A 20,129-nucleotide genomic window follows, 5' to 3' on the forward strand; every position below is an offset into this window, starting at 1 on the left:
AGACAAACGGATATGACAAAAGGTCGTCTGAAAATACTTTCCTCTTCATTGAGGCTGAGTTTTCAGACGACCTCGGTTCAAACCGCCACGCCCGCCAGTTTGCCGATAAGACCGGTTACCGCCAATGCCGCCACGCCCCACAGGCACACGCGCAAGACAGCGGGGACGACGGGTGCGCCGCCGAGTTTGGCGGAGGCGTAGCCCAGCGCGGCGAGTCCGCATAAAGTGGTTGCCGCCAGCGTAGGGATAAGGGCGGCGGGGCTGGTTAGTGTGACCAGCAGCGGCAGTATGGCGCCGGCGCAGAACGAACCTGCGGAGGCAAGCGCGGCCTGCATGGGCTTGGCGGCGGAGGTTTCGGTGATGCCGATTTCGTCGCGTGCATGGGCGGAGAGCGCGTCGTGTTCCATCAATGCTTGCGCGACTTCGGCGGCAAGCGCGTCGGACAAACCGCGGCGGCGGTAGATTTCGGTCAGTTCTGCCAGTTCGGCATCGGGATTGGCTTCCAATTCGTAGCGTTCTTTGTGTAAATCGGCTTTTTCTGTGTCCGACTGGCTGGATACGGAAACATATTCTCCCGCCGCCATCGAAACCGCGCCGCCGATCAGGGCGGAAACGCCCGTCAGCAGCAGGGTTTGGAAATCGGGGGCGGCTGCTGCGACGCCCGTCAGCAGCGAGGCGGTGGAAATCAGTCCGTCGTTCGCGCCCAATACGCTCGCGCGCAGCCAGTTGTTGCGGTTGCTGAAATGGCGTTCGCTGTGTTGTGAATACATGGTAAGTGTTCCGGCGGTGTTTTGCGTTATGGTAGCACCGTATCGGTTTATCGGGGGCGGCGTAATCATATGTTTGCAAGCTGAAAATCCGGTCATACTTGATAATAATTGTCGCTCAAACGGGTTTGTGGTATAAATCTTAGAAATTTAGCTCTAAACTCTAATAACCGCCCGATTAACCGAGAATCATGATGACACACACTGAATCAAGCGCGCAGCCGTCAACTATGGACACGGCTGCTTTTTTAAAGCACATCGAATCTGCATTCCGCCGCATTTTTTCAGACGACCTCAACCTCATGCAGTACCTGCCTGAAGACAAATGGCTTGCCTTGAAGCAGGCGGGTTTGCTGTTGCCCTTCCTCGACAAAAAACACGGCGGCCGCAAGGGTAGCCAGTTTGAAATTCAAGAAGTCCTGCGGATTGCGGGGCATTACGGCGTGCCCGTTACCCTGCGTACCGGCATCGAAGGCGCGCTGGTGTTGCAGCCTCTGCAAGAGTTTGGCGACGAAGCGCAAATCGCGCAAGGTTTGGAGATGATTTTCAAAGGCGAGGGCGGCGGTTTGGGTATTACCGAGCCCGAAACCTCCGGCGCGGCAATCGCCCGCGAAATGCAGTCCTACTACGAATATACCGACGATCAAACCATTTACGTCAATGCCACGAAATACTGGCAGGGCAACTCGCAAAGCGACTTCCTCCTCGTGGCCGCCAAAGAGCGTAAAAACGGCAAACTCTCCAAAGTCATCAACCTGCTGCTTGTTCCCAAGGAATACATACGCTACGAAGCCCTGACGTCCGAAGGTCTGCGCGCCGTCCGTTATGCCGTCAACCGCATTGATGCCGAAATGCCCTCCGCCGCCGTCATGAAACTCTCGCAGAGCGACGCCGCCGGTTTGCGCGCGTTTCAAAACATCTTTATCCGCAGCCGCCTGCAACTGATCGGCATGACGCACGGCATCATGGAATACATCCTTGAAAACTTGAACCAATACGTCCGCAACGACATCAAATTTGTTGATTACGAACGCCGCGAAATCCAACGCCGCCATCAGGTTTCCGAAATCCTTTACCGCTACGTCTGCCATTCCGTTTCGCCCGTCGCTCCCGTCGCCCATCAATTGATGGAGGCAAACATCATCAAAACCCTCGCCACGGAATACACTTACGCCGCCGCGCAAATGTTGCAAAAACTCTTGGGCGCGAAGGGTTTTGAACGCGGACACACCGCCAGCAATATCGCTATCGACATCCGTCCCTTCACCATCTTCGAAGGTCCGAACGATATGCTTTATGCCGAAATTTACGACCAGTTCGTCCGCGCTACCGCCGAAGAAAAAGAAGCAGGCATTAAGTTGGACAAAAACCAAACCCTGCTTGACCGCCTGCAAACCGATGCACGCTTTGCCGCCGTTGCCCGCGACTACACTTTGCCCGAAGACATCCGCAGCTTCCTGCAGGAACACACACTGACCGACGCCTGCGCCTTGCAAAAAGTCTTTATCGGCAAAATCATCGCCCGACTCTTCGTTTTCGTACAGACGGAACACGAAGACACCGCAGCTTTCCTGCTGAACGACATCCGCAAAGATATATTGGATTGCCGATATTGCGGTTGATATTTTCAACAAAACATAAGAAATTAAATAAAGGGACTGTCCCAGATAACGAGGACAGTCCCAAGAACGACTCCGATTGAGTAATTTATTAAACTATTCTTTTAGTTGAAACAGAAAAACGTTGTAAAAAAATCAGCCCGATGTATGCAATCATCGGGCTTCCATGCTCAAAAAGTCTTTTGAACCGCTTAAAAACCAGGTTTTTCTATTCCATTTCCATTCTTCATCCAATTGGTCAATAGCTTCTGCAATCCTGGTAAATCTTTGCGTTCTATCAATTCAATTTGAGCGCCTTTAGCTCTATCACGTATCGTATTTCTAGCACCATGCCCACCAGTTTCACGATAAGAAATCAGCGCAGCCCGGGTTTTCAATCCGCCTAATTTTTTTAGGGTTTCCAGCTTATAAAGGGCGTTATCAGCTTCTTTTTTATTGCTTGAAAAATTAGCAGTTTTACATTCCAGTACATGCAAAACATTATTGGCTAACACTACTACATCTAATTCATTATGTTGATTAGTATTTTTATCTGAATTTTTAATCTGTACATTTAAAGCAACATCTTGAACCCCTGGAATTTTGCGGATGACATCAAATACATAATCTTCAAACCAACCTCCAGCAACATACTTCTTAGTCTCTAAATCTGGAAAATGTAATTTTCTGTTTTGTTGGGATAGCAATTCATTTTCTTCCAAAAGACGTAATAAGTCATTGAAATTTTTTTGATGCTGATTTTCTACTTTTGGCATGTCTGTTGTTAAATCGTTTGAATGGGAAATAACATAATTCAATGCAGTCAAACCTTCTGCAAAATTATTGATTCCTTTTACCAATTCTTCCCATAACTTAGGCAGATTCCGTTGAGTCTGATGGTTAATCTTATAACCTTTTCGAACAGGATAGCCGTATAACTGCAAATAATCCTCAATTTTTATTTTTGAAGGCTGTAATACAAACTGCTCATTATTTTCTAAAAGCAAAATCCGATTATCCTTAGCTGTAAAATAAAATACGGGATAACCTTCATCACGAAACATGCCATAAGCCCCGATTGCCATTAATTTGGTGCCGTCTGTAACATTCAAAGCTACTTTTTGTTTATCAATGTCTAAGAGCAGGTTGAAAATCTCTTCACGCACACTCTGGATATCATATTCATCATTCAAATCAAATATTTGAACCTTAACACAGCAACGGTTTTTCATCACTTCGGCCAACGTTTCCGCCTTTTTTTCATTGGTTCCGTAGCCAATAAAATAACCTCTTGAGGGCGAAAATCTTCCGTCAAAACCGGAATAAAATTCGGTAACGCTTGATCCGATACCAAGCATACATGTACATCAAACTTTTTCATCCTTATTATTCCTTTCATTTCTTCATATATACAATCAATCCCACGCCCGAACATCAAAACGACGCAAACATGCGCCCATTCCGTTCATTTCATCGACAGAATATTCCGAACCCCGCAACTGTAATTTCTGCGGCAGTTGCAGAAAATAAAAAGCCGCACCCTTCTTACATACCTCTGCCGCCAAGTGCAAAGGCAACGTTCCCAATACCACATCACCGGCTTCGATCTTTACCGTATCCAAATGCGGCAGGAAGCAATCAACCTTCCACTCGGTTTGATGCTGAATCCACTCAACTGCCCCTTGATGACGTGATACAAAATAAATCATATTTTATATTTAACTTAACTCAAACAAAACGAATCAGATTCTCATCCGTCGCCAACCGGTAAGACTTATGATTATATTCGCCTATACTTTCAATAAAAAACAACGCTGCGCGTCCTTGCAGTTTGTCTTCAAGCCTCTTTTTTAAACGCGAGCTGACTTCTTGGACAACTCTTTTATCGGATTGAAATTTTTTTAACTGCCGTTCAACTTCCGCTTTAGCTTCAGCGGATTCCGAACGCAATTTCGGCTTTACCTTCACTAAAAAATTTAATACCTCGTCCGCAAAATCCACATCATCTTGTTTAGCCCGACCCGTTAAATGTAAACAACGGTTTGGCTGATGTTTTTTAAAATGAGCGAAAGCCGCATAAATAGCAAAATCTTGATGAGCCAGCTGAAAGACAGCTCCTCCGCAACAAATAGTGCGCTCCGCAACATTAATTTCCAAATCAAACTGCAAAAGATCGCGTTGCGTCAGCTCAACCGCTTCCAAATAATTCCAATCATCTTTCAACAGCGGCACAGATAAATTTTCACGCATCCGTACAAACGGAATATCTGCCAACATTACTTTAGCTTCCGCAGCATTCCTCATTCCCAATTTCGTATTTAGAAACCGGTCATCTTTATTCGGATAATAAAACTCAGGATGCTGTTCGAAAGCTTCCTCCACCAAAACATGCGATAAACGGTCTTGGCTTCTGCCAAACAAAGACAACGCATAGTCGATATAAAACCCCATTGATTTCCTACCGCCTGCAATCGATACATGCAATTCTGTTTCTTCATGGCTGCATAAATGATAAATAAACCGGACGATTTGATCGGCGGCCCAATCATTCTCTTCAGGAGTACGGATATCTGCCAAAGGAACATTTGATTTATCGGCAATGATCTGAATAGTATCTTCATCAAAACGAATGGCAGGCAGAGCATATTCCTCGCACAAACGATGGAAAAATCATGTTTTCCCAAAAGATTATCAACAATCTGCCTTTTGCCGATTGATGTCGTCAACACCCAAACTTCATTAGGAATCCAGCTTTTCTACCGATATAGCGCAAATAGTGTTTCCGTGATAATTTGTGGCGACATTCCCGTAACGGCAACCAAAATCTTCTTTTTATCCAATTTCACACCCCGAATAACGAATAATCATACACTCAAAATAAATCATATTCTGCCCTGTGGAAATTAGCCTGGCCCATAAATTTACAACACAAACGACAGGACTTTCGTACTCCAGCTAATATGCAATGCCGATAACAGATTCGAACCATTATCGACACCCTAAAAACAACTAACTCTCCAACGCCTCCTTAATCACTTCAGCCACCTTCTCCACAACCACCGCTGCAACAGCCTTCCAAAGAACATCCCACATATCTTTTATCCTTTCTAAACACCACCAATAAAACAAGTATTCTTATCTACCTTCAAATACAGCACCAATCCATTTTCGGCATTAAGTCCGACTATTTCCGGCTTAAAATATCCCTGCCGGTTCAATAATCTATCAACCTCTCAACTTTATCCGTCTAACAGCATTTCTTGCCGCGCTCCCGATGAAACGTATTATCCCGACAAGCCCGACTCCCCACATCAAGTACAAATTTGTTTTTTCATAAAAGCACGACAAAACACAGCCCCCAAAGCATGTATTCATAAGGATTTACAGCTGTCAGCTTCCATAGGACAAAAATAATTCCCATCTATCAAATTCATGGACGGGCATACCAAACAAACACACTACCGACTTTCAGACGACCTTTTGAACCAAGCTCAATCCCCAATGGTGGGGCTTTGTTTTTAATCAATAAGGAAGAAGAAATATCTTATACATTTGAGTCTTAATCCCCTAGTGATGGGGCTTTATTTTTAATCGCAGGGCTGTATTTCTCCTTTTAAAGTCAATAAGTTGAAAATGTGGTTCCAATATCCTTAAGGAGACCTTTGCAATAACATAGGTTACTAAAATTTTATGCTCAATCTCATTTTCAAAATTCAAAACCTTATTAGGAAGGTTTTAGTCAATTGAAAATTTTTTGGCGCATTTTTATGCGTCAAATTTCGTTAACAGACTATTTTTGCAAAGGTCCCTTAAGGTTTACAAAGTTAAACATGGATTAACCTCTTTTATCCTGTAACGTCCATAGCCGAATACGGTTTCTTTGCCTATGTGCAGCCATTGTCCGATGTGAAGCAACTGGCCGAACGGTAGCGGTAAGTCTTGAAATCGACAATTGCCTATGGCTCCGCCTAAGTTGATTTGCTGTTGCTGGCGGTTTGAGTAGCGGCTCCAGTCCAACCATTGCAGTTGATGGCTGCTTTTGATGTGTGCTGCGGCCTGCATCAAGCTTGGGTAATCAGCTTCCAAGCTCTGCCAGTATAGGGTGGCGAGTGTGGATGTGCGCCTGACCAGTTGTTTGAGTAGGATCTCGGTGGTAAGGCAGTTGATGCCTAATATGCTGTTTTGCTGCTGCAGGTGCAAGGGTGGTTTGGAAGGTGATTTCTATATCGGCAGGATAGAATGCGGGTAGGATTATGTTGTCGGTGTGGGGTTGGATTTGATTATTGCGGTTAACGGATTGCCAATAGCCGTTGTTCTCTACAGCAATGTCTTCCAATGTGCCCATTGTGTTGTTTTTTGTTATGCCACGCTTGAAGGCTTGACCAAAGGCATAGGCAATGAGCGGAAGCTGTTGTCTGACCGGACCGATCAATACGATATCGAATTGGTAAAGGCTGTCGGCGTATAGAAACCAGTAGCGTTGTTTACAGTATTTCCAGGAGAATACTGAAACATGAACATGCACAAAAACACCCGTCTCACCCCGCACCACCGCCAAGCCATTTGGCTGGCCTACACGCAGGGGAAAGAGAGCGTCACCTCCCTGGCACGCCGCTACCAAGTCAGCCGCGTCACCATTTACCGCGCCCTTAAAGCCGCAAGAGGCAGACTGCTCAAACCCCAAACCGGTACCAACAACCGTTTCAAACAGGCTAAGTACGGAATGAAACGCCTGGCCAAGGTAGAACGCGGCATTCAGGAAAAACTCAAAAAGCAGGCCAAACGCTACAATAAATCCTACCCCGGAGAACTGGTACATCTCGATACCAAACGGCTGCCGCTTCTCAAAGGGCAGAAAGCCACCGATAAGCGGGATTACCTGTTTGTCGCCATCGACGATTTCTCAAGGGAGCTATACGCCGCCATTTTGCCGGACAAAACCGCAGACAGTGCCGCCAAGTTTCTGACCGAACACCTGATTGATCCCTGCCCATATCTGATTGAGTGCGTTTACTCCGACAACGGTACGGAATATAAAGGCTCGGCCAACCATGCTTTCGGTGTAGCCTGTTACGAGAACGGGATTGGTCAAAAGTTTACCCGGGTTGCCCGTCCGCAGACCAACGGTAAGGCGGAACGGGTTATCCGTACCCTGATGGAGATGTGGCATGAGAAACAGTCGTTTGACAGTCCGGAACATCGGCAAAAGGAGTTGTGCCGCTTTGTTAATTTCTATAACACTGTGAAGCCGCACCGCAGTTTGAACGGCGATACGCCGTTTGAGGTCTTGCAGGCTTATTTTTCTCAACCTGTGGTGTAAACAACGCGACGTGTTCCTACAACATTCATATCGAAAAAATTTGAGGCTGTTTCGTCCTAAAAAATCAGAATGGTCTCGAATTCTCTAGTCGTAGATACGAAAAAACACCGCTGTAAGCGGTGTTTTGGTAATTGGCAGAGAGGAAGGGATTCGAACCCTCGATACGCTATTCACGTATACACGCTTTCCAGGCGTGCGACTTAAACCACTCATCCACCTCTCTGTGGAATTAAACATATTTTATTGCCTGATATTGTATCTTAATCAGACAAATAAATCTATTCAATAAAAAATCCGGATAAGCCGGATAATTGATTTGGTGCCCAGGAGAAGACTCGAACTTCCACACCCGTGAGGATACTAGCACCTGAAGCTAGCGCGTCTACCAATTCCGCCACCTGGGCAATCAGGATGGAGATAAGCAAAGCGTCAACCAAAAGGCTTGGTGCCCAGGAGAAGACTCGAACTTCCACGCCCGTGAGGACACTAGCACCTGAAGCTAGCGCGTCTACCAATTCCGCCACCTGGGCTTTGCTTTATTTCCTGTTTTGCGTTACAGTGATTGACTATTTCGCAAAGAAGCGGTCATTATATATTTTAGAAAAAGAATGTCAACCAATAAAATGAACAAAAATATTAAATCTTTAAATTTACGAGAAAAAGACCCGTTTTTGAAACGGGAGAAACAACGTTACGAACATCCGCTGCCAAGCAGGGAGTGGATCATTGAATTATTGGAGCAAAAAGGCGTGCCGTCGAAAATCGAAGTCTTGGCACGCGAGTTGTCGATTACGGAAGAAGAATACGAATTTTTCGAACGTCGTCTGAAAGCGATGGCGCGGGACGGCCAGGTTTTAATCAACCGTCGCGGCGCGGTTTGCGCGGCAGACAAATTAGATTTGGTCAAATGCCGTGTCGAGGCGCACAAAGACGGCTTCGGCTTCGCCGTACCACTCACGCCCACCAAAGACGGCGATTTTGTTTTATATGAACGCCAAATGCGCGGCATCATGCACGGCGACATCGTTACCGTCCGCCCTGCCGGCATCGACCGCAGAGGCCGCCGCGAAGGAACGGTTTTAGATATTGTCGAACGCGCGCAAAGCAAAGTGGTCGGGCGTTTCTATATGGATCGCGGCGTGGCGATTTTGGAAGCGGAAGACAAACGCCTGAATCAAAGTATCGTCTTGGAACCTGACAGCGTCGCGTATTTCAAACCCGAATCCGGTCAGGTCATTGTCGGCGAAATCGAGACTTATCCCGAGCAAAACCGCCCTGCCGTAGCTAAAATCATTGAAGTATTGGGCGATTATGCCGACAGCGGTATGGAAATCGAAATCGCCGTGCGCAAACACCATTTGCCGCACCAATTCAGCGAAGCGTGTACCAAAGCCGCGAAAAAAATCCCCGACCATGTTCGCAAAAGCGATTTGAAAGGCCGCGTCGATTTGCGCGATTTGCCTTTGGTCACCATAGACGGCGAAACGGCGCGCGATTTCGACGATGCTGTGTTTGCCGAGAAAGTCGGACGCAATTACCGTTTGGTCGTGGCAATTGCCGATGTCAGCCATTATGTCCGCCCCGATGACGCTATCGACACAGACGCTCAGGAACGCAGCACCAGCGTTTACTTCCCGCGCCGCGTGATTCCGATGCTGCCGGAAAACCTGTCCAACGGCATCTGCTCGCTCAATCCCGATGTCGAGCGTTTGTGCATGGTGTGCGATATGGTCATCACTTATGCGGGCAATATTAAAGAATACCACTTCTACCCTGCGGTTATGCGTTCGCACGCCCGTCTGACTTACAACCAAGTCTGGGATTGGATTTCAGACGACCTAGACCACCCGCACAAAGCCCAAATCGACACCCTTTACAAACTCTTCAAAATCCTTCAGAAAAAACGCTTCGAACGTGGCGCAGTGGAATTTGAAAGCGTTGAAACCCAAATGCTTTTCGACGACAACGGCAAAATCGAAAAAATCGTACCCGTGGTCCGCAACGACGCCCACAAGCTGATTGAAGAATGTATGTTGGCAGCGAACGTCTGCGCGGCAGAGTTCCTGATAAAGAACAAGCACACCGCCCTCTTCCGCAACCATTTAGGCCCGACACCCGAAAAACTTGCTACCCTGCGCGAGCAGCTCGGCTTATTGGGTTTGCAACTGGGCGGCGGCGACAACCCGACACCGAAAGACTATGCCGCACTTGCCGAACAATTCAAAGGCAGACCCGATGCCGAATTGCTGCAAGTCATGATGCTGCGCTCCATGCAGCAGGCAGTTTACGAACCGCATTGCGACGGACACTTCGGCCTTGCCTACGAGGCATACGCCCACTTCACCTCCCCCATCCGCCGCTATCCCGACCTGACCGTACACCGCGCCATCAAAGCCGTGTTGAACCAGCAAACCTACACGCCAAGCAAAAGCTGGCAGGCTTTGGGCGTGCATACCTCGTTCTGCGAACGCCGCGCCGACGATGCCAGCCGCGACGTGGAAAACTGGCTGAAAACCTATTACATGCGCGATAAAGTCGGCGAAATATTCGAAGGCAAAATCTCCGGCATGACCAACTTCGGCCTCTTCGTTACCTTGGACGGCATCCACATCGACGGCTTGGTACACATCAGCGATTTGGGCGAAGACTATTTCAACTTCCATCCCGAAATCATGGCGATAGAAGGCGAACGCAGCGGCATCCGTTTCAACATGGGCGACAAAGTCAGCGTCCGAGTGGCGCGCGCCGATTTGGACACCAGCAAAATCGACCTGACCTTGATCAGCGGCGGCACCAGCGGCAAAAAACGCCGCACTAAAACCACCGCCCCAACCGGCTCGAAAACCAAACGCAAACTGACGGCGAAAGAAATCGACGACGCGATGAAAACACCTGTAAAACAGGAAAAACCCGCCGCCAAACGCCGCAGCAAAGCCCAGCCTGCCAACGCACCGGCAACGTCATCTGAAAACGGCAAAAAGAAAACCGCCAAAGCCAAACCGGCAGCGGAAAAAGCCAAACGCAAAGACAAAAAGCCAAGCAAAAGCGTGAAAATCAAGGTAAAAACCCCGGATACCGCGGCAACCAAGCGCAAAGGTAGAAGCAAGGCTAACGGCTGATATTGCAACCCTAAGCCTTCTTCAATTACAAAAGGTCGTCTGAAATTTTCAGACGACCTTTTGCGTAACGACATTACTTTTGCAATAAATAAATGTCAGTAGTTTGGATATGTTTAATTTTTCCGACTCAGGCATTGTTTGATTTTCCGTAACGGATAAAACAATCATCATGGTCAAATTGTAAGACACGGGCGCGCTGTTGCTGCAACCACCCTCTCACTGTCCTTAATCCTGAACTCAGATAAGGTACGGCACTTTGTAAAATTTGCGGACGGATGAACATCACGTTGTAATGCGGCGTTACAGGTGTTTCGATATAAAAGGCGTTGCACAAAGGCGTTTTTTTAGAAACCGTCCGAAATCTTTCTACCAAATCATCAGGTAAATCAGGCATATCGCACGGTACAACCAAAAGCCAGTCGGCAGAGGCAATCTGCAAATCATTGGCAGCGGTACATAATGCAGCCAATCCGCCCAAATACCGCCATTGCCTTGCATCCGGCAACAGGTGCGGGCTTCTAAGGGCATAACTTTCCAAATTACGGTTGGCACTGATGGCGATATGGTCAACCTGCGGTTTAATCCTATCAATAACGCAATCAATCAGCGTCTTACCCTGCCAGGGACAGAGGCCTTTATCTACGCCGTCTGACTGTCCTCCTGACAATATCAACGCAAATATTTTCATATTTATCCTTTGTGAAGCGGTTTGGTTGCCCGATGTCGTCTGAAAGGTTTCATTCGCTCAAATGGGCTTATGATAAAATTCATATAATTTGAATTTTATCATAACATGATTTTACATTGAAACAGTGTCATCTCTATCTCTATTTGATAACAATCATTTCATAGGTCTGATTGCCTCCAATCCGAATGAATGATATGTTTACACCGTAACCGACCTCAAACTTTCAACGGCATATACCGTCTATGTCCTTCACATTCCGTTTTTTAAACCACCTGAGCCTGTCTTCTCGCTTGAAGCTGCTGACCGTATTATGGGTTAGCTCTGCCCTTTTGTCCGTCATCTTGACTTTGGTGCTCTCTTGGAGGCTGCAAAACGCCGCTACTGTCATCGAAGACGCAGGGAATTTGAGAACACAGGTTTACCGCCTTGCCTATATGGTCGGCGAACATGCCCCAAGGGCGCAGATTAACAACCAAATTCGCGAATTCGAACAAAATCTCAACCGTATCAGCCAGAGCAATGCCATTCACCCGCTGATGCCCTCAGAAACACCGCCGGCTTACGACCTGATACAGTCCGCACTGATTGAAGACTGGAAATCGAATATACAGCCCGTCTTGCGCCGTTACGAGCGTCCCGACCAAATCAAGCTCTACCGTTTTGCAGCCAATATCGAACTGTTTTTACAGGCGATGGAACATGCCAATGAAAAAAACACCTTATGGTTGCGCCGCTTTCAAATGATTATGATGGGGATGATCTTTGCGGCAGCAGGACTGATGATTATCTGGCACTACGCATGGATTATCCGCCCTCTGGAAACATTGAGGGACGGTGTAAAAACCATCAGCCAAGGCAGGTTCGGCGTTCAAATCGACACTGACCAGATAAGCGAGTTCGCCCAAGTCAGCAAAGGCTTCAATCAAATGAGCAGCCGGCTGAAAACACTTTATACCGATTTGGAAGGACAAGTGGCACGGCAAACTCAAGATTTGGCGCGCCAAAACCGCGACCTGACCCTGCTCTATCAAACCACCCGCGATTTGCATCAAACTTTCACTCCCCAACAGGCAGCGGAAGAATTCCTCAAGCGAACCCTGCCCGCTGTTTCCGCAGAAGCGGGCAGCATCCGCCTTTGGGATAACGAACGCAAACGCACAGATATAGTGGCATCCATCGGACTGCCTGATAATTCGGATGATGAGCCAGATACTGCCTCGGATAAATCAGATAAAACGGAATTCAAACACGCCGTTTTCCCCATCAGTTATCAGGAGGAAGAGTTGGGCGTTTTAAACCTGTATTTTTCAGACGACCTTAAACCTGATCACAACGACAACGAACTGCTGCGCACATTGAGCGGACAATTAGGCGTTTCCATCGTCAACAGCCGCCTTGAGCAAGAACGCCGCCTGCTTGCCGTTTTACAGGAGCGCAACCTGATTGCCCAAGGCCTGCACGACAGCATCGCACAAGCATTGACTTTCCTGAACCTGCAGGTTCAAATGCTGGAAACTGCGTTTTATGCCGACCAAAAAGAACAAGCCGAAGAAAACATCCGCTTTATCAAAGACGGCGTACAGGAATGCTATGAAGACGTACGCGAACTTCTGCTAAACTTCCGTACCAAAATCAGTAACAAAGATTTCCCCGAGGCCGTTTCCACCCTACTCGCCCGGTTCGAAAGACAAACCAAAATCAACGTGAGCGCCAAGTGGCGCGACGAAGGAGCAGCGTTAAACGACGACGAACAATTGCAGATTATCTTCATCCTTCAGGAGAGCCTGTCCAACATCCGCAAACACTCTCTCGCCCATAACGTTACCGTCAGCATTGACAACCGTCAGGACTTCACGCTGATCATCCGTGACGATGGTGTAGGCTTCGATCCCGCCCATCTGGACGCGCTTTCCGGCGAACATGTCGGCATGGGCATTATGCGGGAACGTGCCCAACGAATCCGTGCCGAACTGGAAGTCAGCTCCAAACCCGACGAAGGCACTACCGTTACCCTAACCTTACCCAAACAGAATAGAACATTCTCATGACTATCAAAATTATCCTCATCGACGACCACACACTCTTCCGCAGCGGCATCAAAGCCCTACTCTCACGTCAAAACGACTTCGAAGTCATCGGCGAAGCTGCCGACGGCTTATCCGGCGTCAAAATGGCGGAACAGCTCAAACCCGACGTCGTCTTACTCGACCTTGACATGCCCGTCATGAACGGACGCGAAGCACTGGCACAAATCTTGGGCGTCAACCCGAACCAAACCGTCATCATGCTGACCGTTTCCGAAGACAGCGACGATTTGACCGAATGTATGCGCATCGGCGCGCGCGGCTTTTTGCTGAAAAACATCAACGCCGACTTCCTGCTAGACAGTATCCGCAAAGCTGTCGACGGCGACAACGTCTTTTCTCCCGAAATGACCACGCGCCTCGTCCAGTCCCTGATTTCCCCGTCCGCACCGCGCACCGACCAGGCACTCTCCACCCTTACCCCGCGCGAACTCGAAATCCTAGGCTACCTCGCCGCAGGACACAGCAACAAAGTCATCGCCCGCCATTTGGACTTGGCTGAATCCACCGTCAAAGTCCACGTTCAAAACCTGCTGCGAAAACTTGACCTCAGCAGCCGCGTTCAAGCCGCTGTTTACGCTGTTCAGCACAAAGTCCCGCAGCCTGAAATCAATTAAACGGCTCAGGATAACGGTGCTTAAACGGTAAAAGACAAAAAGGTCGTCTGAAAACGGACAGGGCAAATTCCGCCCAAACCTTTTTCAGACGACCTTTCCCGTTCCAATCGGCTATGAAAAAGAGACAATCCGACGGGCATCATCTATCCGGCAGCCCGATAATCCACCCTCGTCGCGATAAAAACCATCGCAGCTTTTAATATAAATTAAGACCTATAAACGACTGCTGCGTTTATAATGCGCCTGTTTAACCCTTCCACTGAGAAGACGCCATGAAAAAACTCCTTTACTTCTTTACCGCCTTTTTTGCCCTGTGTTCCAGCGCGTTTGCTGTGAACGCCGATGATTTGCTGCCGCCTGAAAAAGCGTTCGTGCCGCAAGTGAACGTTACCGACAAAGGCATCAACGTCGAATTCAAAATCGCCGACGGCTACTATATGTACCAATCAAAAATCGTCGCCGCCACCGCGCCTGAAGACGTATTGGCCGAACCGGTTTTCAGCAAAGGCGAACTCAAAGAAGATGAGTTTTTCGGTAAACAAACCGTGTTCCACCGCGCCGCGCAGGTCAACTGGCCTTACAAAAAAGCCGCGCCGACCTACAAGCTGACGCTGACTTATCAAGGTTGTGCCGAAGCAGGCGTATGTTACCCGCCTGTGGACACATCTTTTGAGATTAAAGGCAACGGCCTGTACAAGTCGCAAAGCGACGAACCCATATCCGCCAAAGACCGCTTCCTACAACCGGATTCCGCCAAACCAGCCGCCGCCGCGCCTAAAGCCTCGCAAAACGACGACGGCAGCCGCTTCAAATTATCTTGGGAAACATTAAACGCCAACCTGTTGGCGTTTTTTATCGCAGGACTAGGCTTGAGTTTTACCGCCTGTATGTACCCGCTTTTGCCGATTGTTTCCAGTATCGTCGTCGGCGATAAAAACGCCGGCAAAAAGCGCGCTTTCGCCCTATCTATGGTCTATGTACAAGGTTTGGCACTGACCTACACACTGGTCGGCGTCATCGCAGGCCTGACGGGCGCACTTCTGACCGTATGGCTGCAACAGGCATGGGTCGTCCTTGCCGCCGCAGGCCTGATGGTCGTCCTCGCGCTCTCCATGTTCGGATTCTTCAACATCCAACTGCCTAACGCCATCCAATCTTATTTCCAAAACCAAAGCAGCAAACTCTCCGGTGGTAAAATCGCTTCCGTATTCGTCATGGGCATACTCTCCGCGCTGATCGTCGGCCCCTGCGTCGCTCCGCCACTGGCATTTGCCTTGGGCTATATCGGACAAACCGGCGATGCCGTTTTGGGCGGACTGGCGCTGTATGCCTTGGCACTCGGCACCGGCGTTCCACTGATCCTCATCGGCACATTCGGCGGCCACGTCCTGCCCAAAGCAGGCGACTGGATGAACGGCATCAAATACGCCTTCGGGTTCATCCTGCTTGCCGTTGCCGTCTATCTCGCCACGCCGCACCTGCCCTACTACCTCGTTGTCGCGCTTTACACCCTGCTCATAATCGTCCCCGCCGTCATGTTGCTGATTAAATCGGGCAAACAAAAAGGTCGTCTGAAAACCGCAGCCTCCGTTTTAGGCTTCCTTCTGCTCATCGGCGGCGCATGGTTCGGATGGCAAAGCGCAAACAAACAAACCACCGCCCTGCACCACTTCCTGACGCTGTCTCCCCCGTCCGAAGCAGGCAAAACCACCGACCACGGCAAAATGTTCACCGACGTCGCCGAACTCAAAGCCGCTATGGATGCCGCATTGAAAGCCAACCCCGACAAACCCGTCGTTTTGGATTTTTACGCCGACTGGTGTATTTCCTGCAAAGAAATGGCAAGCTACACGCTCAACCAGCCGCAAGTGCATGAAGCCGTCGATATGGAACGCTTCTTCCAAATCGACGTAACCGCCAACACGCCCGACCATCAGGCAATGTTGAAAGAATACGGCCTTTACGGTCCGCCGGGCATATTCGTCATCCACGCAGACGGCCGCCGTAGCGACCCCTTGCTTGGTTTCGCCAAACCGGACGAATTTATCAACTGGTACAAACAAAACGAAAAATAAAGACGAAAGGTCGTCTGAAAACCTGAAACAGGGTTTTCAGACGACCTTTTTGCAAACAACCGCACTATAATGCCCACTATCCCCTTTCAAAAAGGCAGCCTGATGCAAACTTGGCACGAAGCAATCGGCTCGGAAAAGTCCGAACCCTATTTCCAACACATCATCGAAACTGTCAAAAAAGAGCGCGGCATGGGGCGGATTATCTACCCGCCCGCCGAAGACGTGTTCAACGCCTTTAGAGCGACTGAATTCGGTAACGTCAAAGTCGTGATTTTGGGGCAAGACCCGTATCATGGCGCAGGACAGGCGCACGGGCTGGCGTTTTCCGTCCGCGAAGGCATCACCGTTCCGCCTTCGCTGGTCAATATTTACAAAGAATTGGCGGACGACATCGAAGGTTTCCAAATCCCGCAACACGGCTATCTGCAACACTGGGCGGAACAGGGCGTTTTACTGCTCAATACCGTCCTGACCGTCCGCGCTGGACAGGCGCATTCCCATGCCACTTTGGGCTGGGAACGCTTTACCGACGAAGTCGTCAACCAAATCAACCAAAACCGCGAACACGTCGTCTTCATGCTTTGGGGTAGTCACGCGCAGAAAAAAGGCGCGTTTATCGACCGCAGCCGACATCTCGTCCTCAGCGCGCCGCACCCCTCGCCGTTGTCAGCCTATCGCGGCTTCTTCGGCTGCAAACACTTTTCCCGCGCCAATGCCTATTTGCAGGAAAACGGCATGACGCCGATAGACTGGCAGGTATAAAACAGGTCGTCTGAAAACGGCAGCCATAGCAAACCGGACAATCCACCCACCGTCTGAACAAGCCTTCCTTTTTCAGACGACCCCTTTCCCAACCCCACAGGAGAACACTATGCAGGTAACGACTTCAGCCATCGTCAACGGCGAATTTGAAGACAAATACGGTAAGCGCGGCAGCCAGTTCAGCCCGAACAATATGCCGACCTACTCCATCCCCTTTGAAATCAGTGGCGCGCCTGAAGGTACGAAATCCTTTGCCGTCGTTTTGGAAGATAAAGACGCCATTACCGCCAGCGGATTTGTGTGGACCCACTGGCTGATTTCCGACCTCAAACGCACCTCCGTCGCCGAAAACGAAAGCCTGACTGCAACAGACTACACGCAAGGCGCAAACAGTTGGGCAAGCCTGTTGGGCAAGTTGGACATTGAAGAAGCCACAGGCTACGGCGGCATGTATCCGCCCAACTGCCGCCACCGCTACGAACTCATCGTTTACGCACTCGACACCGTATTAAACCTACCGCGCGGCTTCCGCTTCAACGACCTACACTTTGCCATGCAGGGACATATTTTAGACAGCGCAAGCGTGATGGGAACGTATGACGTATAAAGCCTAAGCAATTTGAGACCTTTGCTAAATTTTTTAGAAAACCCAATCTTAGAAACAGAAACGTCGTCTGAAACCTGTAACTAAGTTTTCAGACGACGTTTTTATTGAATCAGTTTAGAATGAACTGACGATTTGTTTCAAAAAATGTTTGTTTTAAATCTTTGCTTTGGAGTTTAAAAAGCAGATTCGTTTCAAACTTTAGGTTCTTTTTAGCAAGTCTTTAACCGATGATATTGGATGCGTTCAACCAGCTAATATCGAATTTGGCGAATACGGTGCTACTGTTTGAACCTGCCTCACTATAAGCAAGAGTTTGATGCTCTGTATCGAAGACGAGATAAGGACGGTCTTTGGGGAGGTAGATAGGGTCTTTGTTAACAACAAACATCTTTGACCAGCTTAAATTGGCGTTGCTGCCAGTCAGCAGTGAGCGCATACCAGATAGGTCGAGTTTGTCCGTATCAGCGTCAAAATCAACCAAACGATCTATGCTGCCTTCACGAATAAATATCTGATGCAGTAAAGGCGACGGTATCCTTGCCTTCACCTGTGATGATGGTGTCGCTACCCGAGCCGCCTGCAATATAGTCATTGCCATCTCCACCATAGAGCGAGTCGTCGCCGTCATCGCCTAAACAGGTCGTTACCAGCCATACCTTCTAGCTTGTCATTGCCGCGACCGCCGCTCAAGCGGTTATTGCCGCTGTTGCCTATCAGAATATTGTTAGAGTTGTTGCCAAATCCAAAGGTGTTGCTGTTACCTGTCAGTGCCAGATTTTCGACGTGGGTTGGTAAGGTAAAGGTTGTATCGGCGTAAACCGTATCATTGCCTTCATGTGCATATTCAACAATGGTGTCGCCTGCGTTCTTACTGTAATAAATATCGTTGCCTAATCCGCCGTCGAATGTGGTATGTCCGAGACTGCCATGTAAAACGTCATTGCGAGGCGTTCCTTTGAGGACGACGGGTTTATTATTTGCTGCGTTACCGGGTAAAGATTGCAATGTATCGGTCATGATAGCTCTCCTTATGAACAAGTTGCTGGGAAAAATAGATATAAATATCTATTTGACATTTATAGGTTTTTTCTTGTATGTTTGATGCTGATTGTATCGAGAAATAAAATGATGCAAAAGATATAATAATTTATATTATTGTTTTTTATATTAATTTAAAATAAGAAATGATATTTGATAGCATTCTAATTAACTGCCGATTGCATGGTGGCTCTTCAGTCGATCATGCTACAGCCGGAGCAGAATTACAAAAAACGCTTGCTTTAGACTGAAATCCAAAGTATAAACTGCTGTCATCTAGTCATTTTGTTAATGAGTTAAAGAGAAAAAATAATGGAAATCAAACAAACCAATTCAACTATCAAATCTCGCGCAGCGGTAGCATTCGCCCCAAATCAACCCTTACAAATTGTGGAAATCGATGTAGAAATGCCCCGCAAAGGCGAGGTGTTAATCCGCAATACCCACACGGGGGTGTGCCATACTGATGCATTTACATTATCAGGAAGCGATCCTGAAGGCGTATTCCCTGCGGTGCTTGGACACGAAGGTGCGGGTGTGGTCGTTGCTGTGGGCGAAGGTGTGTCAAGCGTAAAACCGGGTGATCACGTCATTCCGCTTTACACCGCTGAATGTGGCGAATGTGAGTTTTGCCGTTCAGGTAAAACCAACTTATGCGTTGCGGTACGTGAGACGCAGGGTAAAGGCCTAATGCCGGACGGCACGACGCGTTTTTCTTATCAAGGTCAGCCGATCTATCACTATATGGGCTGTTCGACTTTCAGCGAATATTCTGTTGTTGCGGAAGTTTCATTGGCGAAAATCAACCCGGAAGCCAACCACGAACAAGTATGTTTGCTCGGCTGCGGCGTTACCACAGGTATTGGTGCGGTACATAATACGGCAAAAGTGCAAGAAGGCGACTCTGTTGCCGTGTTTGGTTTGGGGGCGATTGGTTTGGCTGTGGTGCAAGGTGCGCGTCAAGCCAAAGCGGGTCGCATTATCGCCATTGATACCAATCCCGCAAAATTCGAGTTGGCAAAACACTTCGGTGCAACTGACTGTTTGAACCCGAACGATTACGATAAACCGATCAAAGACGTGTTGTTAGACATCAATAAATGGGGTATTGACCACACCTTTGAATGCATCGGCAACGTAAACGTAATGCGTCAGGCATTAGAAAGTGCACACCGTGGTTGGGGACAATCCATTATCATCGGCGTAGCAGGTGTAGGACAAGAAATTTCAACTCGTCCGTTCCAGTTGGTAACAGGTCGTGTTTGGAAAGGCTCGGCATTTGGTGGCGTGAAAGGCCGCTCTGAACTTCCGAAAATGGTGGAAGATTCAATGAAAGGCGATATCGAGTTAGAACCGTTTGTGACCCACACACTGACACTCGATCAAATCAATGAAGCCTTTGATTTAATGCACGAAGGTAAATCGATCCGCGCTGTTATTCATTACTAAGGTCC

At 48.4% G+C, this 20,129-nt stretch carries 17 protein-coding genes, 3 tRNA genes and 1 pseudogene; 9 read left to right on the top strand and 12 right to left on the bottom strand.

Features of this window, described 5'->3' with window-relative positions; genetic code table 11:
- Window positions 1–77: 77 nt before the first annotated feature.
- On the bottom strand, window positions 78–770 hold the full coding sequence (locus tag J7445_RS05440; protein ID WP_209283284.1) for a VIT1/CCC1 transporter family protein: 693 nt from the start codon (window positions 768–770) through the stop codon (window positions 78–80).
- Window positions 771–961: 191 nt separating this feature from the next.
- Here J7445_RS05440 and J7445_RS05445 point away from each other — a divergent pair, with 191 nt between their 5' ends.
- Window positions 962–2,389, top strand: a complete 1,428-nt coding sequence (locus J7445_RS05445) for an acyl-CoA dehydrogenase family protein (protein ID WP_209283353.1) — start codon at window positions 962–964, stop codon at window positions 2,387–2,389.
- A 188-nt stretch (window positions 2,390–2,577) separates the two neighbouring features.
- Here the strand turns inward: J7445_RS05445 and J7445_RS05450 are convergent, their stop codons facing one another.
- The 5 genes from J7445_RS05450 to J7445_RS12225 all read right to left on the bottom strand — a co-directional run bounded on the left by J7445_RS05450 (window position 2,578) and on the right by J7445_RS12225 (window position 6,890).
- On the bottom strand, window positions 2,578–3,723 hold the full coding sequence (locus J7445_RS05450; protein WP_209283285.1) for a Card1-like endonuclease domain-containing protein: 1,146 nt from the start codon (window positions 3,721–3,723) through the stop codon (window positions 2,578–2,580).
- Window positions 3,724–3,780: 57 nt separating this feature from the next.
- On the bottom strand, window positions 3,781–4,074 hold the full coding sequence (gene csx16 / locus J7445_RS05455; protein ID WP_101810683.1) for a CRISPR-associated protein Csx16: 294 nt from the start codon (window positions 4,072–4,074) through the stop codon (window positions 3,781–3,783).
- Window positions 4,075–4,093: 19 nt separating this feature from the next.
- A complete protein-coding gene (gene csm6 / locus J7445_RS05460) occupies window positions 4,094–5,023 on the bottom strand; it encodes a CRISPR-associated ring nuclease Csm6 (protein ID WP_209283286.1) in 930 nt (309 codons plus the stop codon).
- Window positions 5,024–6,181: 1,158 nt separating this feature from the next.
- Window positions 6,182–6,559 (bottom strand): CRISPR system precrRNA processing endoribonuclease RAMP protein Cas6, encoded by a 378-nt coding sequence (gene cas6 / locus J7445_RS05465; RefSeq protein ID WP_244969543.1) that lies wholly within the window; start codon window positions 6,557–6,559, stop codon window positions 6,182–6,184.
- The gene (locus tag J7445_RS12225; protein WP_244969546.1) at window positions 6,441–6,890 is read right to left on the bottom strand and encodes a hypothetical protein; all 450 of its coding nucleotides are present in this window, start codon (window positions 6,888–6,890) and stop codon (window positions 6,441–6,443) included. The genes cas6 and J7445_RS12225 overlap by 119 nt, the downstream gene beginning before the upstream one ends.
- Between J7445_RS12225 and J7445_RS05470 the strand changes: the two genes are divergently transcribed.
- Window positions 6,879–7,685, top strand: a complete 807-nt coding sequence (locus tag J7445_RS05470) for an integrase core domain-containing protein (protein ID WP_209283287.1) — start codon at window positions 6,879–6,881, stop codon at window positions 7,683–7,685. The genes J7445_RS12225 and J7445_RS05470 overlap by 12 nt on opposite strands.
- A gap of 132 nt (window positions 7,686–7,817) precedes the next feature.
- Here J7445_RS05470 and J7445_RS05475 read toward each other — a convergent pair.
- From J7445_RS05475 to J7445_RS05485, 3 genes are all read right to left on the bottom strand, one after another.
- Window positions 7,818–7,908, bottom strand: a tRNA-Ser gene (locus J7445_RS05475).
- A gap of 94 nt (window positions 7,909–8,002) precedes the next feature.
- A tRNA-Leu gene (locus J7445_RS05480) sits at window positions 8,003–8,089 on the bottom strand.
- Between the two features lie 39 nt (window positions 8,090–8,128).
- Window positions 8,129–8,215: transfer RNA gene (locus J7445_RS05485), tRNA-Leu, on the bottom strand.
- Between the two features lie 93 nt (window positions 8,216–8,308).
- Here J7445_RS05485 and rnr point away from each other — a divergent pair.
- A complete protein-coding gene (rnr, locus tag J7445_RS05490; protein WP_209283288.1) occupies window positions 8,309–10,804 on the top strand; it encodes a ribonuclease R in 2,496 nt (831 codons plus the stop codon).
- A 127-nt stretch (window positions 10,805–10,931) separates the two neighbouring features.
- On the opposite strand, the gene J7445_RS05495 is transcribed toward rnr, so the two are convergent.
- The gene (locus J7445_RS05495; RefSeq protein WP_101810679.1) at window positions 10,932–11,492 is read right to left on the bottom strand and encodes a molybdenum cofactor guanylyltransferase; all 561 of its coding nucleotides are present in this window, start codon (window positions 11,490–11,492) and stop codon (window positions 10,932–10,934) included.
- A 242-nt stretch (window positions 11,493–11,734) separates the two neighbouring features.
- Here J7445_RS05495 and J7445_RS05500 point away from each other — a divergent pair, with 242 nt between their 5' ends.
- The 5 genes from J7445_RS05500 to J7445_RS05520 all read left to right on the top strand — a co-directional run bounded on the left by J7445_RS05500 (window position 11,735) and on the right by J7445_RS05520 (window position 17,637).
- Complete coding sequence (locus J7445_RS05500) at window positions 11,735–13,540, top strand: histidine kinase (protein ID WP_209283289.1); 1,806 nt, start codon at window positions 11,735–11,737, stop codon at window positions 13,538–13,540.
- Complete coding sequence (locus tag J7445_RS05505; protein ID WP_019269764.1) at window positions 13,537–14,193, top strand: response regulator; 657 nt, start codon at window positions 13,537–13,539, stop codon at window positions 14,191–14,193. The genes J7445_RS05500 and J7445_RS05505 overlap by 4 nt, the downstream gene beginning before the upstream one ends.
- A 272-nt stretch (window positions 14,194–14,465) precedes the next feature.
- Entirely contained in the window at window positions 14,466–16,268 is a 1,803-nt protein-coding gene (gene dsbD, locus J7445_RS05510) for a protein-disulfide reductase DsbD (protein WP_209283290.1), read from the top strand.
- 102 nt (window positions 16,269–16,370) lie between these two features.
- The gene (gene ung, locus J7445_RS05515; protein WP_209283354.1) at window positions 16,371–17,030 is read left to right on the top strand and encodes a uracil-DNA glycosylase; all 660 of its coding nucleotides are present in this window, start codon (window positions 16,371–16,373) and stop codon (window positions 17,028–17,030) included.
- A 109-nt stretch (window positions 17,031–17,139) separates the two neighbouring features.
- Window positions 17,140–17,637: a YbhB/YbcL family Raf kinase inhibitor-like protein gene (locus tag J7445_RS05520; RefSeq protein ID WP_019270150.1), complete on the top strand. Its 498-nt coding sequence runs from the start codon at window positions 17,140–17,142 to the stop codon at window positions 17,635–17,637.
- 527 nt (window positions 17,638–18,164) lie between these two features.
- Here the strand turns inward: J7445_RS05520 and J7445_RS12525 are convergent.
- Window positions 18,165–18,269, bottom strand: a pseudogene (locus tag J7445_RS12525) (calcium-binding protein); the annotation flags it as partial.
- The gene (locus J7445_RS12235) at window positions 18,262–18,654 is read right to left on the bottom strand and encodes a calcium-binding protein (RefSeq protein ID WP_244969526.1); all 393 of its coding nucleotides are present in this window, start codon (window positions 18,652–18,654) and stop codon (window positions 18,262–18,264) included. The gene J7445_RS12235 and the pseudogene J7445_RS12525, both read right to left, overlap by 8 nt.
- A gap of 333 nt (window positions 18,655–18,987) precedes the next feature.
- On the opposite strand from J7445_RS12235, the gene J7445_RS05530 reads away from it, so the two are divergent.
- Complete coding sequence (locus J7445_RS05530; protein WP_003756741.1) at window positions 18,988–20,124, top strand: S-(hydroxymethyl)glutathione dehydrogenase/class III alcohol dehydrogenase; 1,137 nt, start codon at window positions 18,988–18,990, stop codon at window positions 20,122–20,124.
- The last annotated feature ends 5 nt before the right edge of the window (window positions 20,125–20,129 follow it).

It is taken from the genome of Neisseria sicca (assembly GCF_017753665.1).
GTDB classification, from domain to species: Bacteria; Pseudomonadota; Gammaproteobacteria; order Burkholderiales; family Neisseriaceae; genus Neisseria; species Neisseria flava.

Excerpts from the sequence above, each read along its gene's own strand:
- J7445_RS05495 (WP_101810679.1), bottom strand. The coding sequence starts at position 11,492 with ATGAAAATATTTGCGTTGATATTGTCAGGAGGACAGTCAGACGGCGTA.
- J7445_RS12235 (WP_244969526.1), bottom strand. The coding sequence starts at position 18,654 with ATGACCGATACATTGCAATCTTTACCCGGTAACGCAGCAAATAATAAA.
- J7445_RS05530 (WP_003756741.1), top strand. The coding sequence starts at position 18,988 with ATGGAAATCAAACAAACCAATTCAACTATCAAATCTCGCGCAGCGGTA.
- J7445_RS05520 (WP_019270150.1), top strand. The coding sequence starts at position 17,140 with ATGCAGGTAACGACTTCAGCCATCGTCAACGGCGAATTTGAAGACAAA.
- J7445_RS05470 (WP_209283287.1), top strand. The coding sequence starts at position 6,879 with ATGAACATGCACAAAAACACCCGTCTCACCCCGCACCACCGCCAAGCC.
- ung (WP_209283354.1), top strand. The coding sequence starts at position 16,371 with ATGCAAACTTGGCACGAAGCAATCGGCTCGGAAAAGTCCGAACCCTAT.
- J7445_RS05445 (WP_209283353.1), top strand. The coding sequence starts at position 962 with ATGACACACACTGAATCAAGCGCGCAGCCGTCAACTATGGACACGGCT.
- J7445_RS05450 (WP_209283285.1), bottom strand. The coding sequence starts at position 3,723 with ATGCTTGGTATCGGATCAAGCGTTACCGAATTTTATTCCGGTTTTGAC.
- J7445_RS05500 (WP_209283289.1), top strand. The coding sequence starts at position 11,735 with ATGTCCTTCACATTCCGTTTTTTAAACCACCTGAGCCTGTCTTCTCGC.
- J7445_RS05505 (WP_019269764.1), top strand. The coding sequence starts at position 13,537 with ATGACTATCAAAATTATCCTCATCGACGACCACACACTCTTCCGCAGC.
- J7445_RS05440 (WP_209283284.1), bottom strand. The coding sequence starts at position 770 with ATGTATTCACAACACAGCGAACGCCATTTCAGCAACCGCAACAACTGG.
- csx16 (WP_101810683.1), bottom strand. The coding sequence starts at position 4,074 with ATGATTTATTTTGTATCACGTCATCAAGGGGCAGTTGAGTGGATTCAG.
- rnr (WP_209283288.1), top strand. The coding sequence starts at position 8,309 with ATGAACAAAAATATTAAATCTTTAAATTTACGAGAAAAAGACCCGTTT.
- dsbD (WP_209283290.1), top strand. The coding sequence starts at position 14,466 with ATGAAAAAACTCCTTTACTTCTTTACCGCCTTTTTTGCCCTGTGTTCC.